This is a genomic window from Thalassospira sp. ER-Se-21-Dark (assembly GCF_017922435.1).
GTDB lineage: Bacteria > Pseudomonadota > Alphaproteobacteria > Rhodospirillales > Thalassospiraceae > Thalassospira.
This window is the reverse complement of the sequence record NZ_VDEZ01000001.1, coordinates 477,067-493,120: the sequence shown is the minus strand read 5'-3', so window position 1 is coordinate 493,120 and position 16,054 is coordinate 477,067. Positions and strand designations below refer to the sequence as shown.

Here is a 16,054-nt window from a genome sequence, read left to right as displayed (position 1 = left end):
GGAAATTCCCAGTTTCCGGGCTATTGGGCGGCAAGGGCAACAAAAGGCTAGGGACGGCTATCTGTTCGGGTCGGAGTCGCAAAAGATTTAGTTATTCGCTTTCCCGGCACCCATTAACCGAGGCCCCGATATGAAGATCCTCGCTGGTAACAGTAACCGCCCGTTGGCTGAGGCAATTGCTGACCATCTTAATCTGCCGCTTACCCGTGCAGATGTTAAGCGTTTCTCTGATGAGGAAATCTGGTGCGAAATACAGGAAAACGTCCGCGGTGAGGACGTTTTTGTCATTCAGAGCACCTCTTATCCCGCAAACGACAACCTGATGGAACTGCTGGTGATGCTTGATGCGCTGCGCCGCGGTTCGGCACGTCGTATCACGGCTGTGATGCCGTATTTCGGCTATGCCCGTCAGGACCGTAAATCGGGCCCCCGTACCCCGATTTCGGCGAAGCTGGTTGCCAACCTGATCACGGTTGCCGGTGCAGACCGCGTTCTGACCATGGATCTCCATGCCGGTCAGATTCAGGGCTTCTTTGATATTCCGCTTGATAACCTGTTTGCATCGCCGGTTCTGACCAGCGACATCCGCAACAAGTTTGACGGCCAGAAACTGGTCATCGTCAGCCCGGACGTTGGCGGTGTGGCCCGTGCGCGTTCGGTTGCAAAACGCCTGGATGCGGAACTTGCCATCATCGACAAACGTCGTCCGCAGGCCGGTGTTTCCGAAGTCATGAACGTCATTGGTGACGTCAAGGACGCGGCATGCATCCTGGTCGATGACATCGTTGATTCCGCTGGCACGCTTTGCAATGCGGCCGGTGCGCTGAAAGAGCGCGGTGCATCGTCGGTTGCGGCCTATGTTTCGCATGGTGTGCTTTCGGGTCCGGCGGTTGAGCGTATTGCCAACTCCCCGATGACCGAAGTTGTCACCAGTGACTCGATCAAGGCATCCGATGCGGTGCGTGATTGTGGAAAAATCAGACAGCTTCCGATCGCACCGCTGATGGCAGAAGCCATCCGCCGCATTTCGGAAGAAAAATCTGTTTCCGTTCTTTTCGATTGAGGGTATAAGGCCCTCGCTGCGGTGGCACCCCTGGAGGCCACCGCACTTGTTTTCGCAGGCTTTCAGCGGTGATTCTCACCAACCTGCGGGGACAAACTACTTTTAGTTCAAGGAGATTTTCCGATGGCAAATTCTGTTATCACTGCGGAAATCCGTGAACGGGCCGGAAAGGGGGCCGCCCGTGCCGTGCGTCGTGCCGGTATGGTCCCTGGTGTTATCTATGGTGCAAAACAGGAAGCTGTTCTGTTCCAGGTTGACCCGCGTCCGCTTTGGAAACTTCTGCATGCGCCGGGCTTCTATTCCCACGTTCTGACCGTTCAGGTTGGCAAAGAGAAATACGAAGTTCTGCCGCGCGACGTTCAGTTCGACAAAGTATCTGACGAAATTCTGCACGTTGACTTCCTGCGCTTCTCCAAAGGCCAGACGATCAACGTTGAAGTTCCGGTTCGCTTCGTAAACGAAGAGAAATCCCCGGGCCTCAAAAAAGGCGGTGTTCTGAACATCGTTCGTCACGACGTCGAAGTTCTTTGCGCACCGTCTGCAATTCCGGAAGAACTGGTCTTTGACCTGACCGGTGTTGAAGTTGGTGACTCGATCCACATTTCGGCGATCAAACTGCCGAAAGGTGTCGAGCTTACGATTACCGATCGTGACTTCACGGTCGCAACCGTTGCTGCGCCGTCTGCTCTGCGTTCGGAAGAGAACGAATCTTCTGACGAAGAAGGCGAAGAAGAAGCAGCGACCGAAGAATAAGATCGAGGTCTTACGATGTTTCTGGTGGTTGGATTGGGAAACCCGGGATCGGGATATGCCGCCAATCGTCACAACATTGGCTTCATGGCGGCGGACGAACTCGTCCGCCGCTATTCTTTTGGTCCCTGGCGCAAAAAGTTCCAGGGCCAGATTTCCGAAGGTGAATTGAACGGCCAAAAGGTTCTGGTTCTGAAACCGGAAACCTTCATGAACCTTTCGGGGCAAAGCGTTGGCGAAGTGCTGCGCTTTTACAAGATTCCGGTCGAAGACGTTATTGTCCTGCATGATGAGCTGGACCTGCCACCGGGCAAGCTGCGCGTCAAACGCGGCGGCGGCCATGGCGGCCATAACGGTTTGAGATCGATTGACGCCCATTGTGGCAAGGAATATCGCCGCGTTCGTTTGGGCATTGGTCATCCGGGGGAAAAATCCCGCGTTCATGGTCATGTGCTTGGGGATTTCTCCAAGGCCGAACAGGATGGCTGGCTGATGGCGCTTCTGGATGCGGTGGCAGCGGAATTCGGACGCCTGACCAAGGGCGATGATGGCGGCTTTATGAGCAAGGTTTCCGCCATTGTTTCACCGCCCAAGCCAAAGGCGCCGAAAAAGGACAAACCGGCCGCCGACAAGCCCGGGGGCGATAAGGGCGACAAGGGCGAGAAAGACAAAGATGCATCAACCGAGCCGCAGGCAGGTGACAGCATCAATGATCTTTCAGGGGCGGCAAAGGTGCGGCTTGAGCGCGCCGATACCCCGGTAAGTAATGCCGCCTCGGCCATGGCCGAAGCGCTTGCCAAGGCATTTGGCAAAAAGAAATAGTCTGGTTTGCACATGCGCAAACCGATCCTGATAAACAGAAATTCAAGTGACGGAGCCCGGAAAGATGGGATTCAAATGCGGTATTGTCGGTCTGCCCAACGTTGGTAAATCGACCCTTTTTAACGCCCTGACCCAGACGGCAGCAGCCGAGGCAGCAAACTTCCCGTTCTGCACGATTGAGCCCAATACCGGTCGTGTCAGCGTCCCGGACGAGCGCCTTGACAAGATCGCGGCGATCGCAAATTCGGCCAACATCATTCCGACCCAGTTGGAATTTGTCGATATTGCCGGTCTGGTCCGTGGTGCGTCGAAGGGCGAGGGCCTTGGCAACCAGTTCCTTGCCAACATTCGTGAAACCGACGCCATCGTTCACGTGCTGCGCTGTTTTGAAGATGATGACATCACCCATGTCGACAACTCGGTCGATCCGGTCCGTGATGCGGAAACCATCGAAACCGAACTGATGCTGGCCGACATGGAGAGCCTGGAAAAACGTATTCCGGGTCTGCAGAAAAAGGCGCGTTCGAACGACAAGGACGCCAAGCTGGCGATGGATCTGATCGAACGCGCGCTTGAAGTGCTGCGTGAAGGCAAACCGGCCCGCGTGGTCGAGATTGACGGCGAAGACGAAGCCAAGGCGTTTCGGATGCTGCAGCTTCTGACCAGCAAACCGATCCTTTATGTTTGCAATGTCGATGAAGACAGTGCGGCGGAAGGCAACGAACTTTCGGCCAAGGTTGCCGCCATGGCCGAAGCACAGGGTGCACGTTCGGTGGTGATTTCTGCGGCCATCGAGGCGGAAGTTGCCCTGCTTGACAGTGCTGAAGACAAGAAAGAGTTCCTTGAAGGTCTTGGTCTTTCGGAAACCGGCCTCGCGCGTATCATCCGCGAAGGCTACAAGCTGCTTAATCTTTTGACCTTCTTTACGGTCGGTCCGAAAGAGGCACGCGCATGGACGGTGTTCAAGGGTGCCACCGCCCCGAACGCAGCCGGTGTCATTCACACCGATTTCGAGCGCGGCTTTATTAAGGCCGAAACCATCGCCTATGACGATTTCATCGAATTTAACGGTGAAGCGGGGGCGCGCGATGCCGGCAAGCTGCGTCAGGAAGGCAAGACCTATATCGTTAAGGATGGCGATATCTTCCACTTCAAATTCAACGTCTAAGCATCCGCTTTTTCGGAAACATTCCAAAGGCCACCGTAAATTGCGCGGTGGCCTTTTGTTTTGGTCGGGCTGTTTTGGTGACGCGGGGCTTGTCAAAACGGCGTGGTGCAGTCTACCTTCGCTAATGCAGCAATGAGGACCGCATGAACGATCTGAGCCCGAAAAACCGCATTCTACTTGTTTTCAACTCTGCCACCGGACAGCCGGGGCGGTTGGGAACGGTGATGCGCCGCTACGGGTTTGAGTTCGATATTCGCCGTCCCGGGGAAGGGGACCCGCTTCCGACTGATCTTGGCAAATATCATCTGGTTGTCGTGTTTGGCGGCCCGATGAGTGCCAATGACGATCATCTGGATAATGTGCGTGCGATCATGAACTGGTTGCCGCATGTGGTGGCCAGTGATGCGATGTATCTTGGCATTTGCCTTGGCGCGCAGATGATGGCGCGCCATCTTGGTGCCGATGTTGTGCCCCATCCCGAAGGCATGACCGAAATCGGTTATTACCCGGTGCAGGCGACAGAAGCCGGCGAGCACCTGTTTCCCGATGAACTGATGGTTTATCACTGGCACAGTGAAGGGTTTGGCATTCCCGACGGGGCGGAATTGATCGCGACCGGCCCGACATTCCCCCATCAGGCCTATCACATTGACGAGCGCATCTGGGGCATTCAGTTCCACCCCGAGGTGGATGATGAAGCCCATGAACGCTGGCTTTCGAATGCGGCCGACAAGACCGACCGCCCGAACGCACAATGCCCCGATACCCAGCGGGCCGGGCGGGCAAAATATGATGCGGCGTTCGGGGCGTGGTTTGAACGCTTTGCCGAGAAGGTTCTGGTCAAGAACCGCATGTCCTGCGATGTCGGGCAGAGCAACTGACGGCTATTCTTAGACAGCCACCGTATCTGCGCGTGCTTCCGACAGCCAGTTTTCGATGGCTTGGGTGTTAAGCGCGAGTGCATCGGCATAGCCGCCATGGAAGGCATCCCACGCATCGCGATATTCATCGCGCACCCCGACCAGAACCGGAATTTCCAGATCCAGCGCGCGTGAAATCACATCACGCAGGCCGCGGCCCTCGGCCTCGCTCCGGCCAAAGCGGGCGATGATCAGGATGTCGGATCCGGCTTCGACATCGCGGGCAAGCTGTGCGGCCAAGGTCGAAAGTGCATCGCCATCCAGCTTGCAGCCCTTGGCCATTTTGCCGCGATTTTTCGTGATAGGCATTTCATCGCCACTGCGCAGATTGCGGACGTGCACCAGGGTTCCGCAATCGGCATCCTTGCGGCGCTTTTGAACGTATCCGGCAACTGACTTGCCGTTTGCCAACATGGTGTCGGCAATCCCGGCCAGAAGATCATCAATCGGGTCTTTGGGCTGAAAGGCAATACCGACCAGCATGGATCAGAACCGATCAATCACAGTGACGCCGGTCGAGGAGAAGCTGTCCATATTCATAAGTGCCGTTGCACCCTCTGCCAGGGTGACGCGATCAGCAATCAGCTTTTGCGGGGCAAGCTTGCCAGACAGGATCATGTCGAGCATCGCGTCATAGCGAAATGCCTGCATGCCGTGGCTGCCGAGAATTTCAAGTTCATGGGCAACAACGCGATCCATCGGCACTTTGGCATGGGCATGGTCACCGGTCATAAGCCCGATCTGAATATGTTTGCCGCGCTTGCGCAAGGATGCGACCGAGTTAAAGCAGGTCACAGCACTTCCCAGTGCATCAACCGACACATGCGCACCACCCCGGGTGATGTCCTTGATCGCGGCCGGGATGTCATCGATTGCGCGGGCATTTAACACCGCGTTGGCGCCGATTTCCTTGGCGAAGTCGAGCTTGGCATCATCAATATCGACCGCGATGACATAGGCACCAGCAGCGGCGGCAATCATAATCGCCGACAGGCCAACACCGCCCGCGCCATGGACGGCGACGATTTGACCAGCAGAAACCTTGCCCTGATCAATCACACCGCGGAAGCTGGTGGCAAAGCGGCAGCCGAGGCTGGCGGCGGTTGCGAAATCCATCTCATCGGGCAGGCGGACAAGGTTCGTATCGGCATAATCAATCGCGACATATTCGGCAAAGCTGCCCCAGCCGGTAAAGCCCGGCTGGAATTGATGATCGCAGACCTGATGATTACCACTATGGCATTCCGGGCAATGACCGCAGCCAGATACGAACGGCACGGTGACACGATCACCTTCCTGCCAGCGTTTGATGTCCTTGCCGACTGCAACGATGGTGCCGGCAAACTCATGGCCCGGCACATGGGGGACCTGAACATCGGAATCATGGCCCATCCAGCCATGCCAGTCACTGCGACACAGGCCGGTGGCCTCTACCTTGATGACCACACCGCCATTTTGCGGGGTCGGGTCGGCGACATTCTGAACCTCGATCGGGCCCTGATATTCGGTGAAGTAGGCTGCGCGCATGACGGTATCCTCCTGGGACGATATTTTTTCTTTGGCCTAAGTATCGTCCTTGTTGCGGTCCGGATGCAAGCGGACAACTTTCGGGACGCCAACCGATGGTTTGGATTTTGGTTTTGGTGACGATTTCGGCTGATAGCGGCCCCATGGGGATGCATCGCGCTCCTCGCCCTCTTTACCCCAAGGGCCACGCTGATCACGGCGCATATTGGCACGTTTGGCTGCGCGCTCTGCCTCGTAGGCGGCCGCCCAGGGCGGGATGTTCGATGTGCTGCCACGCGTTTTACGGCCGGGGCGATAGATGCCAAAGGCCGGTGCGGGGGAACCATCATGCCACAGTGGCACATTGCGGTGCTTGAATAGCGGGATCAGGGCGACGCCTGCGACAAAGCCCGCGATATGGGCAACCCATGCAATGCCCCCGCCAGCACCGCTGCCAAAATTGATCACCTGAGTGATAAACCAAAAGCCCAAGACGACCACGGCCGGGACATAAAAAATAAACACCCAGAAGAACCAGACCAGCACGCGCGCCTTGGGATAGAGCAGGAAATAAGCACCCAGCACCCCGGCCAACGCACCGGATGCCCCGATCATGGGGATTTCCGACTGGGTATCAAGCAACCCGTGCCCAAGGGCAGCGGCAACGCCACAGGCAAGATAAAAGATCAGAAAGCGGAAATGACCCATCGAGTCTTCGACATTGTTTCCGAAGATCCAGAGATAAAGCATATTGCCGCCCAGATGCATCCAGCCGCCATGCATGAACATGGCCGAAAAGATCGACAGGAACCCGAAACCGGCCGGGAAGGGCGAAAAGCCCGGTGGCAGTTCGGCATGACCAAACAGCACGGCCGGGATGGCACCATATTGCAGGTTCACCAGGATGGCTGCGCGCGGATCAAGGGTGACGGTGCCCAGAAACACCACGACATTGATCGCAATGATCGCGTAGGTGACCCATGGCGTGATGGTGGTCGGGTTGTTGTCCTTGATCGGCAGCATTGGCTATGTCTGTTGTCTGTGTCCTAAGTGGTACGGCGGCCAACGGGCTGCCGATCAGGCAACCACGGCCTGATCGCGCGGGGCAAGGCGATCACGCAGGTAGGCTGCAAGCTGGCGATATTCCAGCTTGCGGGCAGAGCTGCGCCGCCAGACCATGCCGATGCGCCGGATCGGCACCGGATTTTCAAACGGAACGATTTTAAGCAGATCCGGCCGACGGGCTTCGACTTCAAGCGACATTTCCGGCAACAGTGTGGCACCGATGCCGGCCCCGACCATCTGAACCAATGTCGACAGGCTGTTGGCCTGGAAATCAGCCGACTTGTTCCAGCCTGCCTTCTGGCAGACTTCCAGTGCCTGATCGCGCAGGCAATGCCCGTCTTCGAGCAGCAGGAGTTTTTCATCCTTGATGTCGCTGATTTCGAGATGCTTTTTGTGCGTTAGCGGATTGTTCGGCGCGCAGGCAAAGACAAAGCGGTCCTCGAACAGCTCGAACTCTTCGAGCCAGTTTTCATCAATCGGCAGAGCGATCAGGGCAAGGTCAAGTTTGCCCGCCATCAGAAGTTCCACCAGCTTGGCGGTCTGGTCTTCGCGCAGAAGCGGCTGCAACTTCGGGAAGCCCGCCTTGAGGGCGGCCATCACATCGGGCAACAGATAGGGGCCGATGGTCGGGATCACACCGATATGGATCGGGCCCGAAAGCGGGTCGGAGGCGGCCTGCGCCATGGTGGTTAATTCATCAACTTCCTGAAGGATATTTCGCGCCCGCGAGACGACCTCTTCACCGAGTGGCGTCATAAGGACCTGACGCTTGTTGCGTTCGACCAGTTGGGCGCCCAGAAGGTTCTCGAGCTCGCTTATCGCAGCCGACAAACTTGGCTGCGTAATGAAGCAAGTCTCTGCAGCGCGGCCAAAATGTCCGGTTTCGGACAGCGCAACAAGGTATTTGAGCTGCTTGATGCTTGGTTGGGCAGCCATAAATTTTTCCTATCAAGAATCCAAGTTTTATCTATTTGTCTTAGGTAATGCATTTCTCTACAAATCGCTAGCAAGCAGTGCATTTTTTGCAACTGCACACAAAAGTTTTTGCGGCCTGTCGGGGGCCGCTCGTTGTTTTTACAAACTGGGTTAGGAGTAACCATAATGCTTACCGTTGGTGATACGCTTCCAGAATTCAATCTTACCGGCGTTTCGGGCAAAACCCCGGACAGCTTCGCACCGGTTACCGACAAGTCCTATGAAGGCAAATGGAAGATCCTGTTCTTCTGGCCGAAAGACTTCACCTTTGTTTGCCCGACCGAAATCGTTGGTTACGGCGAACTGAATGGTGATTTCGAAGACCGTGACGCGGTTCTTCTGGGTTGCTCGACCGACACCGACTTCGTGCACGCTGCATGGCGTACCCACCACGAAGACCTGGGTGACAGCCCGTTCGTATGGCTGGCTGACGAGAAAAAAGAACTCTCGACCGCCCTTGGTGTTCTGGCGAAAGACGCCGGTGTTGCGCTCCGCGCGACCTTCATCATCGACCCGGACAACATCATCCGTCACGTACAGGTCAATGACCTGAACGTTGGTCGTAACCCGCAGGAAGCGCTTCGTATTCTCGACGCCCTGCAGACCGACGAACTTTGCCCGTGCAACTGGAACCAGGGCGACGAAACCCTGTAAGTTCAGTCCGGACCTATTTGCGGGATCGGGTCTTGGCCCGATCCCGCCTTTCAGCCTGTGACTTTTGCCGACTTGCGCAATGTGCGCCCGACCAAGTGCGGCACTGCCACGGCTGATAATCCCCCCATTTGTTATTGAATTACGCGTTTATCGTTTCAGACAGCTTCAGAGGATTTTTTCCATGACGTCGATCGTTGAAATCAAGGACTCCATGCCGGCCTATGCCAAGGACCTTAAGCTGAACCTTTCGAGCATGGCCAACAATCCGGGCATGACCGACCAGCAGGTTTATGGCACCGCCCTTGCGTGTGCCTTTGCATCGCGCAACGCCAAACTGACCAAGGCCGTTGCCGCAGAAGCAAAAGAAAAACTGACGCCTGAGGCGATTGAAGCTGCCAAGGGTGCGGCGGCCATCATGGGCATGAACAACATCTATTACCGGTTCAACCACCTGGTATCGGATGAAGAATACAGCACCATGCCAGCTCGCCTGCGCATGAACATCATCGGCAAGCCGGGCATTGATAAGGCCGACTTCGAACTGTTTTCGATCGCGGTTTCAGCGATCAACGGTTGCGGCATGTGCATCGACAGCCATGACAAGGTGTTGAAGAACGCTGGCGTTAAAAAGGAAACCATCCAGAACGCCATCCGCATCGCATCGGTAATTCATGCGGTTGCCGTCGTGATTGATGCCGAGGATGCATTGGCCGAATAACCGCCAAACATCTGCCATCAAGACAAAAAAAGAGGGTGTCATTACGACGCCCTCTTTCAGTTTGTATCCGGCAAGGACAGTTTATTTGGCTTTGTGCCTGTTGCGCAGACCGACGATGACGGGCAGTGCGACAATCAACACAGCCATCACATACAGACCAATGCTTTCCCAGCTTGAAACCAGGATCGACCAGTCCCCGCGCGAGATCGAAAGTGCACGGCGCAGGTTGTCTTCAAACAGGTGACCCAGCACGAAGCCCAGAATGATCGGGGCCAGCGAGAATTCCAGTTTGCGCAAGACCCAGCCGAAAATCCCGAATGCGATGATCAGGAACAGATCAAACGGGTTACCAACCACGGAATAGACGCCGATGAAGGCCAGAACCGCAATCAGCGGGCTGAGATATTTCTGCGGAATGGTCAGCATTCTGGCAAACAGACCCACCAGCGGCAGGTTGATTACCAAAAGCGCCAGGTTGCCGATATACATCGACGCAATCAGGCCCCAGGCGATTTCCGGGCGCTGTTCAAACATCAGCGGGCCGGGGGTGACGTTAAACAACATCAACGCACCGAGCAGAATAGCCGTCGTACCCGACCCCGGAATACCAAGGGTCAGCATCGGCACCATCGCGCCACCGGCCGCGGCATTGTTGCCAGACTCAGGTGCGGCCAGACCCCGCGGATCGCCGGTACCGAATTTCTTGCGGTCTTCACCGGCCATACGCATTTCGGTGCCATAGGTCACAGCCGAGGCAACAGATGCGCCAACACCGGGCAAGACGCCAATGACAAATCCGATGATCGAGGACCGCAACATGGTCCAGCGGATCTGCATCAGGTCTTTCCAGCTGACAAAGCTTTTGCCGATCGGGAGCAGTTTCAATTTGCCGGAAACCTGTTGTTCAACAAGGTGGATCAACTCCGCCATGCCAAAGAAACCGATCACGACAACAAGGAAGTCAAAGCCGGCAAGGATATCGGGAATGCCGCCAGTATAGCGTGCGACACCGGTATTTGCATCAATGCCGACGGTTGCCAGCATCAAGCCGATAGCCGCCCCCATCAGCGTTTTGACCTGGTTCTTACCAACCAGCGAGGACAGGCTTGCGAAGGCAAAGACCATCAACGCGACATAGTCGGCTGGCGTAAAGGTCAGTGCGAATTTGGCCAGGAACGGACCAAACAGCGACATCAAAATCACGGCAACGGTGCCACCGACAAACGACGCGATAGCCGAGATTGACAGCGCACGTCCGGCTTCGCCACGTTTGGCCATCGGGTTGCCATCAAGCGTTGTCATGACAGCACCCGCATCACCGGGTACATTCAAAAGAATGGACGAGATACGCCCGCCATATTCCGCGCCATAATAGATGCCAGCAAGCAGGATCAGGGCCGATTCAGGTGGAAGGCCCAGGCTATAGGCGATGGGCAGCAGAATGGCGACACCGTTGATCGGACCAATACCGGGCAGCGCACCAATCAGCGTCCCGGCAAAACAGCCGATCAGGACGAGCAACAGGTTCAAAGGCATCAGTGCGACGCCAAAACCGCCGCTTAGGCCACTTAGAACTTCATTCATGGGGATAAACTCACAAAAGCGGTGCCAGCAGACCTTCTGGCAGGTTCAGGCCCAGCAAATAGTCACAAATGCCATATCCGAAGATGCCGGTCGCACATCCAAAGGCGACAGCATGCAGGCGGTTTGCACCCAGCATGACCGACAGCAGGCAGCAAAACAGCGCGGTCGAAATCACAAAACCGAGTGGTTGGTATAGTTCTGCATAGCCTGCGAGCATCACAACCAGCATCAGCAAGCGAAACCAAACACTGCGACCCAGCGCAAACTGGATGTGATCCGGGCGCACAAGGACGTAGAGGCTGCACAGCAGGAAGACAACAGCCAGCACCTGCGGCCATGTTTCAGGTCCAAGCGGGTCATACTGGAAAGGGGCCTTGATAACGAAAAAGGCAACATAGGTATAAATGCCGCCAGCGATCAGGGCGAACAGGGCAAAGAGGCGATCAGCCATCGGAGATCTCCGGCCTAGGGAACGCTAGAAAAACCGAAGGCCCCCCGTTCGGAAACGGGGGACCGACATGTTTGGCGATTACTGGATCAGGCCAGCTTCTTTTGCGATTTCGCGAAGCTTCTTGATGCGTTCCTTGACGTTGTCATCAAGGTCCTTGCCCGCAATGTTGAGCGGCAGCAAGCCTTTGTCTTTCTGGATTTTAGCGAACTCTTCAGTGCCATAGGCTTCTTTGAACGCTGCTACCCATTTGTCATAGGCTTCGTCATCGACGTTTTTACCCATGTAGAAACCACGCATGATGGTCCATTCCGCGTCGTAGCCAAGTTCCTTGGTGGTCGGAATGTCTGCGAACGGCTCGTCGAGGCGTTCCGGAGACATGACAGCGAGAACACGCAGCTCGCCGGTGCCAAGATGTGCGGTCATTTCACCGATATCACCGGTATAGACATCAATGCTGCCGCCCAGGAGGCCGGTCAGGGCATCGCCGCCGCCATCATAGGCGACATAGATCATTTTGCGCGGATCACGATCGACAGACTTAAGAAGCAGCGCTGCTTTCATCCAGTCTTGCGAACCAACGGAACCACCGGCGCCAATTGCCAGGCTGCCTTCGTCTTCCTTGATCTTGTTCATCAGATCATCAAGGGTTTTGTATTCGCTGTCTGCACGGACAATGACCGCACCGAAATCAGCACCAACAGTAGCAAGAAAACGAACGTCGTTTTCAGTCCACTCACCGTATTTGCCGGTCGCAATGTTCAGAAGTGAACCGGACGAGAATGCAACGATGGCATTGGGGTCATCAGTACGGGTGGTGTTGAAAAGGGTGATGGCAACCGCACCAATGCCGCCCGGCATAAAGGTCACCTGCATCGGGTCACCCAACTTGTCACCGACGCCAGCCTGGGCAACACGGCAAGTCAGGTCAAAACCGCCACCCGGTTTAGCCGGGGCAATGCATTCGGGTTTTTCAATGTCTGCGGCATGCGCAGTGCCAAATAGGCAACCGGCCATGACAACGGTAGCTGCGAACAGCTTTTTCATAGTTGTATCCTCCCATTGGATTATTCTTTACGCGCATCAATGTTCGATCCGCATATCTGCTATACGCCACGAGACTGACATTGCCTTGACGGTATGCTGACGGGAGGCTGACTCCTTCCTGACTTGAAGCTGACATCGAGTGTAACAAATTGTAAGAAACCCAAAGCACGCCTAATATCCGGCCATGCGTATTCTTTTGATTGAAGATAATGAAACATTGGCGGAAACGATCATGGATCGTTTGCACGCGGATGGTCATGCCATCGATTGCGAGCATGATGGCGAGCTTGCAAACGATTTGCTGCGTCACAAGCAGTTCGATCTTGTTCTGATGGATGTCAATCTGCCGGGCCGTAGCGGGTTTGAAATTTTACGATCAATGCGCGCCCGCGGGGATGCCACCCCGGTCCTGATCCTGACAGCGCGGTCGGAAATCGATGACCGCTTGATCGGGCTTGATGGCGGTGCAGATGATTACATCGTCAAGCCGGTCGATCTGCGTGAACTTGCGGCACGCTGCCGCGCCCTTATCCGCCGTCGAAGCGGGGCGGCATCCAATGAATTTCGCGCCGGAAACCTTGTGTTTGATCGGGCATCAAAAGTCGCAACGATTGACGGTCGCGATATTGAATTGCGTAACCGCGAAGTGCAACTGCTTGAGATCTTTATCGGCAATCTGCAACGGGTTCTGACCAAGGAAGATCTGGCAGACAAGGTGTATTCGTTTGATGAAGCGCCGAGCATGAATGCGGTCGAGCAGATGGTCACCCGATTGCGCAAGAAATTGTCAGGTGGGCCGATTATCCTCAAGACCATTCGGGGGCTTGGGTATATTGCCCATATTGCGGATGAATAAGACGGCCAGACTTCATTCTTTGCGCCAGCGGCTTTTGACCAGCATGGCGGTTGGATTTGCGATCATTCTTGTCAGTATCGCGGTGGGGATATGGAGTTACGCACGCGATGCCGCGAACCATTCCTATGACAGGCTTTTGAGTGGTGCGGCGTTTGCCATTCTGGAACGTACACTGGTGACGCCAACCGGGCCCAGTGTCGAAATTCCCTATTCGGCACTGGAATTGATCGGTCTGGCCGAAAGCGACCGGGTTTTCTATCGCATTTTTACTGCCAATGGCAAAACCCTTACCGGGTCTGGGAATTTGCCACAGCCCGAGCAATATAAGCCAACCGACCAGCCGGTATTTTTTGATACCCATTACAGCGGTGAAGACGTGCGCTTCCTGCTTCAGGGGCGGTTTCTCGCCGGGGCGGGGTATGGCGATTGGGTGGTTGTTCAGATCGGACAAACCCGAATTGCCAGAGACGCCTTTGCGCGCGAAATGATGATCAATGCGATTGCGTTACTGTTGTTGGTAACGGCCATTGGACTGGGATTTGTCTGGTTTGGGATTAACCGTGCACTTTCGCCCCTGATCGGGATCGAACGCCAGTTGCGGCATCGCGAACCGACCGACTTTTCACCAATCGAGATCACGCCGCCGCGCGAAGTCGCCAGTCTGACACGTTCGATCAATGGTTTGATCCTTCGCCACAAGAAAAGCCTTGATAATGCGCAGGCCTTTATTGCCGATGTCGCGCATCAAACCCGTACATCGCTTGGCGCGTTACAAGGATTGCTTGAAAGTGCTAGTCGCCAGTCGGACGCAGATCAGCAGCAGGCGCGTATCAAGCAGGCCGAAGAACAGGCGCAAAGAACAATTCGTCTGACCAACCAGCTGTTATCGCACGCGATGATCATTCATCGGGCAGACAATACACCACTGGCGCGCAAGGTTCTGATTGATGTGGTGCGCACTGCCTTTGGCGACATCATTCGCGATTATCTTAAATATGATACGGAATTTTCCATCGAAAGTGACCTAGCGCCCGATGATCAGGTGTTTGTAATGCTTGATGAAATTGGCATTCGCGAAGCGTTGCGCAATCTGGTGGATAACGCCATCAAACACGGAAAGGCACCGCATAAGATCGATATCCTGGTGCGCAAATCGGATGAAAAATGTCACCTGATCGTTGATGACAACGGGCCGGGAATTGATGTCGGGAAACACGTATCCGTGCTGGAACGGTTTTCAAGTCTGAGTACCGGTACCGGTCTTGGACTTGCCATCGTTAACGCAGTTGCCGAACGGCATCATGCGGAACTGATATTGGGGCAGTCGCCCGCTGGCGGGTTGCGTGTCGAAATGGTGTTTCCCGTGATCGAAGGGGGGCAAGAATGACGGTATTTTTCGCACACTTTTCGCGCGTTCGCGTGCAGGTCGCGGTTCTGGTTTTGGCGATGCTTTGGGGCGGGCAGGCCCTTGCCCGTGTTCAGGTGCATGTCTGGTCGGCGACTGATACCTCGGCGGTGGAGACCTTTATCAAGGTGTTTGAAACGAAATATCCCGACATTGACGTCGTCTATCGCGAGTTCAATACCAGCGAGCTTTATCAGGTTGTCATGTACAATATTGATAACCCGAAAATGGAAGCCGATGTGATCATCAGTCCGGCGATGGATTTGCAGGTCAAACTGGTCAATGAGGGGCTGGCCTATCGGTTTGAGCCGGAAAACGTCGATGCGATACCTAGTTGGGCCCAGTGGCGCAACGAGCTTTACGGGTTTTCCTTTGAGCCGGCGGCACTTGTTTATAACAAGCAGGCGTTTGCAGGATTGGAGAGCCCGGTTTCACATACCGATCTGTCCAATATGGTGCGTGACAATCCGGAATTGTTCAGTGGAAAGATTGGCACCTATGACATTCGCCAATCGGGGATCGGATATTTCTTTGCCACTCAGGATGCCATTCAGAACAACCAGACATCACGTCTGACCGAAACATTCGGTCGCGCAGGCGCAAAGTTGTTTTGTTGTTCGTCGGAAATTCTCGACCGCGTTGCGACTGGGGAACTCGTACTTGGCTATAACGTGATCGGGTCCTATGCCATGGCCGCGGCACGGGAAAACCCGGATATCGGAGTGTATTTCCTGCGCGATTACACCATTACAATGAGCCGCACGGCCTTTGTACCCAAGACGTCCCGCGCCAAATATCAGGCGCAACTGTTCATCGACTTTTTGCTGTCGCGCGAAGGCCAGCAGGTTCTGGCAAACAATTCGGCACTTATTCCGATCAATCAGAATGTCGAAACGGTGCTTACCCCGCATCTGGAAGACATCCCGGTATTCCGGGTGAAGTTGGGGATCGGCTTGCTGGGCTTTCAGGACGAGCTCAAGAAGAAGAGCTTCCTTGAAGATTGGGAATCTTCGATCTTGTGGAGTGGCGGTACAGCAAGTCCGTCATCCCAGTCCGATTAATCCCAAACGCCG

General features: G+C 55.3%; 17 protein-coding genes. 10 read left to right on the top strand and 7 right to left on the bottom strand.

Translation table 11 applies throughout. The features are described 5' to 3' along the window. Window positions 1-130: 130 nt before the first annotated feature. The 5 genes from FHI25_RS02095 to FHI25_RS02075 all read left to right on the top strand — a co-directional run bounded on the left by FHI25_RS02095 (window position 131) and on the right by FHI25_RS02075 (window position 4,684). Window positions 131-1,063 (top strand): ribose-phosphate pyrophosphokinase, encoded by a 933-nt coding sequence (locus FHI25_RS02095; protein ID WP_063088722.1) that lies wholly within the window; start codon window positions 131-133, stop codon window positions 1,061-1,063. Window positions 1,064-1,186: 123 nt separating this feature from the next. Further along, a complete protein-coding gene (locus FHI25_RS02090; protein ID WP_064787368.1) occupies window positions 1,187-1,816 on the top strand; it encodes a 50S ribosomal protein L25/general stress protein Ctc in 630 nt (209 codons plus the stop codon). A gap of 15 nt (window positions 1,817-1,831) precedes the next feature. Then, complete coding sequence (gene pth / locus FHI25_RS02085; protein ID WP_210514592.1) at window positions 1,832-2,635, top strand: aminoacyl-tRNA hydrolase; 804 nt, start codon at window positions 1,832-1,834, stop codon at window positions 2,633-2,635. A 64-nt stretch (window positions 2,636-2,699) separates the two neighbouring features. After that, on the top strand, window positions 2,700-3,803 hold the full coding sequence (ychF, locus tag FHI25_RS02080; RefSeq protein ID WP_063088725.1) for a redox-regulated ATPase YchF: 1,104 nt from the start codon (window positions 2,700-2,702) through the stop codon (window positions 3,801-3,803). Window positions 3,804-3,946: 143 nt separating this feature from the next. Then, window positions 3,947-4,684, top strand: coding sequence for a GMP synthase (locus tag FHI25_RS02075; protein ID WP_210514589.1), 738 nt, complete (start codon window positions 3,947-3,949; stop codon window positions 4,682-4,684). Window positions 4,685-4,693: 9 nt separating this feature from the next. Here the strand turns inward: FHI25_RS02075 and FHI25_RS02070 are convergent, their stop codons facing one another. Genes FHI25_RS02070 through FHI25_RS02055 form a run of 4 tightly spaced genes read right to left on the bottom strand, consistent with a single transcriptional unit; the run spans window position 4,694 to window position 8,230 of the window. Further along, a complete protein-coding gene (locus FHI25_RS02070; protein ID WP_210514586.1) occupies window positions 4,694-5,206 on the bottom strand; it encodes a DUF2478 domain-containing protein in 513 nt (170 codons plus the stop codon). Window positions 5,207-5,209: 3 nt separating this feature from the next. Beyond that, entirely contained in the window at window positions 5,210-6,250 is a 1,041-nt protein-coding gene (locus tag FHI25_RS02065; RefSeq protein WP_210514583.1) for a zinc-dependent alcohol dehydrogenase family protein, read from the bottom strand. Window positions 6,251-6,286: 36 nt separating this feature from the next. Then, a complete protein-coding gene (locus tag FHI25_RS02060; RefSeq protein WP_120224358.1) occupies window positions 6,287-7,252 on the bottom strand; it encodes a rhomboid family intramembrane serine protease in 966 nt (321 codons plus the stop codon). Between the two features lie 54 nt (window positions 7,253-7,306). Beyond that, window positions 7,307-8,230, bottom strand: a complete 924-nt coding sequence (locus tag FHI25_RS02055; protein WP_064787363.1) for a LysR substrate-binding domain-containing protein — start codon at window positions 8,228-8,230, stop codon at window positions 7,307-7,309. Between the two features lie 165 nt (window positions 8,231-8,395). Here FHI25_RS02055 and FHI25_RS02050 point away from each other — a divergent pair, with 165 nt between their 5' ends. Next, complete coding sequence (locus FHI25_RS02050) at window positions 8,396-8,923, top strand: peroxiredoxin (protein WP_008889483.1); 528 nt, start codon at window positions 8,396-8,398, stop codon at window positions 8,921-8,923. Window positions 8,924-9,104: 181 nt separating this feature from the next. After that, window positions 9,105-9,641 (top strand): carboxymuconolactone decarboxylase family protein, encoded by a 537-nt coding sequence (locus FHI25_RS02045; protein ID WP_008889484.1) that lies wholly within the window; start codon window positions 9,105-9,107, stop codon window positions 9,639-9,641. 81 nt (window positions 9,642-9,722) lie between these two features. Here FHI25_RS02045 and FHI25_RS02040 read toward each other — a convergent pair whose 3' ends face one another. The 3 genes from FHI25_RS02040 to FHI25_RS02030 all read right to left on the bottom strand — a co-directional run bounded on the left by FHI25_RS02040 (window position 9,723) and on the right by FHI25_RS02030 (window position 12,720). Continuing rightward, window positions 9,723-11,225, bottom strand: coding sequence for a tripartite tricarboxylate transporter permease (locus FHI25_RS02040; protein ID WP_210514580.1), 1,503 nt, complete (start codon window positions 11,223-11,225; stop codon window positions 9,723-9,725). Window positions 11,226-11,235: 10 nt separating this feature from the next. Next, window positions 11,236-11,676 (bottom strand): tripartite tricarboxylate transporter TctB family protein, encoded by a 441-nt coding sequence (locus FHI25_RS02035; protein WP_064787359.1) that lies wholly within the window; start codon window positions 11,674-11,676, stop codon window positions 11,236-11,238. Between the two features lie 78 nt (window positions 11,677-11,754). Next, window positions 11,755-12,720: a tripartite tricarboxylate transporter substrate-binding protein gene (locus tag FHI25_RS02030; protein ID WP_210514577.1), complete on the bottom strand. Its 966-nt coding sequence runs from the start codon at window positions 12,718-12,720 to the stop codon at window positions 11,755-11,757. Between the two features lie 184 nt (window positions 12,721-12,904). Here FHI25_RS02030 and FHI25_RS02025 point away from each other — a divergent pair, with 184 nt between their 5' ends. The 3 genes from FHI25_RS02025 to FHI25_RS02015 are packed head-to-tail and all read left to right on the top strand — an operon-like array spanning window position 12,905 to window position 16,042. Continuing rightward, window positions 12,905-13,576, top strand: coding sequence for a response regulator transcription factor (locus tag FHI25_RS02025; protein WP_064787357.1), 672 nt, complete (start codon window positions 12,905-12,907; stop codon window positions 13,574-13,576). A gap of 43 nt (window positions 13,577-13,619) precedes the next feature. Then, window positions 13,620-14,963 (top strand): sensor histidine kinase, encoded by a 1,344-nt coding sequence (locus FHI25_RS02020; protein WP_210514573.1) that lies wholly within the window; start codon window positions 13,620-13,622, stop codon window positions 14,961-14,963. Then, entirely contained in the window at window positions 14,960-16,042 is a 1,083-nt protein-coding gene (locus tag FHI25_RS02015; RefSeq protein WP_210514570.1) for an ABC transporter substrate-binding protein, read from the top strand. Before FHI25_RS02020 ends, FHI25_RS02015 begins: the two co-directional genes overlap by 4 nt. Window positions 16,043-16,054 lie beyond the last annotated feature (12 nt).

Bases quoted from the DNA above. Each gene is read 5' to 3' on its own strand.
- FHI25_RS02095 (WP_063088722.1), top strand. From the start codon at position 131: ATGAAGATCCTCGCTGGTAACAGTAACCGCCCGTTGGCTGAGGCAATT.
- FHI25_RS02090 (WP_064787368.1), top strand. From the start codon at position 1,187: ATGGCAAATTCTGTTATCACTGCGGAAATCCGTGAACGGGCCGGAAAG.
- pth (WP_210514592.1), top strand. From the start codon at position 1,832: ATGTTTCTGGTGGTTGGATTGGGAAACCCGGGATCGGGATATGCCGCC.
- ychF (WP_063088725.1), top strand. From the start codon at position 2,700: ATGGGATTCAAATGCGGTATTGTCGGTCTGCCCAACGTTGGTAAATCG.
- FHI25_RS02075 (WP_210514589.1), top strand. From the start codon at position 3,947: ATGAACGATCTGAGCCCGAAAAACCGCATTCTACTTGTTTTCAACTCT.
- FHI25_RS02070 (WP_210514586.1), bottom strand. From the start codon at position 5,206: ATGCTGGTCGGTATTGCCTTTCAGCCCAAAGACCCGATTGATGATCTT.
- FHI25_RS02065 (WP_210514583.1), bottom strand. From the start codon at position 6,250: ATGCGCGCAGCCTACTTCACCGAATATCAGGGCCCGATCGAGGTTCAG.
- FHI25_RS02060 (WP_120224358.1), bottom strand. From the start codon at position 7,252: ATGCTGCCGATCAAGGACAACAACCCGACCACCATCACGCCATGGGTC.
- FHI25_RS02055 (WP_064787363.1), bottom strand. From the start codon at position 8,230: ATGGCTGCCCAACCAAGCATCAAGCAGCTCAAATACCTTGTTGCGCTG.
- FHI25_RS02050 (WP_008889483.1), top strand. From the start codon at position 8,396: ATGCTTACCGTTGGTGATACGCTTCCAGAATTCAATCTTACCGGCGTT.
- FHI25_RS02045 (WP_008889484.1), top strand. From the start codon at position 9,105: ATGACGTCGATCGTTGAAATCAAGGACTCCATGCCGGCCTATGCCAAG.
- FHI25_RS02040 (WP_210514580.1), bottom strand. From the start codon at position 11,225: ATGAATGAAGTTCTAAGTGGCCTAAGCGGCGGTTTTGGCGTCGCACTG.
- FHI25_RS02035 (WP_064787359.1), bottom strand. From the start codon at position 11,676: ATGGCTGATCGCCTCTTTGCCCTGTTCGCCCTGATCGCTGGCGGCATT.
- FHI25_RS02030 (WP_210514577.1), bottom strand. From the start codon at position 12,720: ATGAAAAAGCTGTTCGCAGCTACCGTTGTCATGGCCGGTTGCCTATTT.
- FHI25_RS02025 (WP_064787357.1), top strand. From the start codon at position 12,905: ATGCGTATTCTTTTGATTGAAGATAATGAAACATTGGCGGAAACGATC.
- FHI25_RS02020 (WP_210514573.1), top strand. From the start codon at position 13,620: ATGGCGGTTGGATTTGCGATCATTCTTGTCAGTATCGCGGTGGGGATA.
- FHI25_RS02015 (WP_210514570.1), top strand. From the start codon at position 14,960: ATGACGGTATTTTTCGCACACTTTTCGCGCGTTCGCGTGCAGGTCGCG.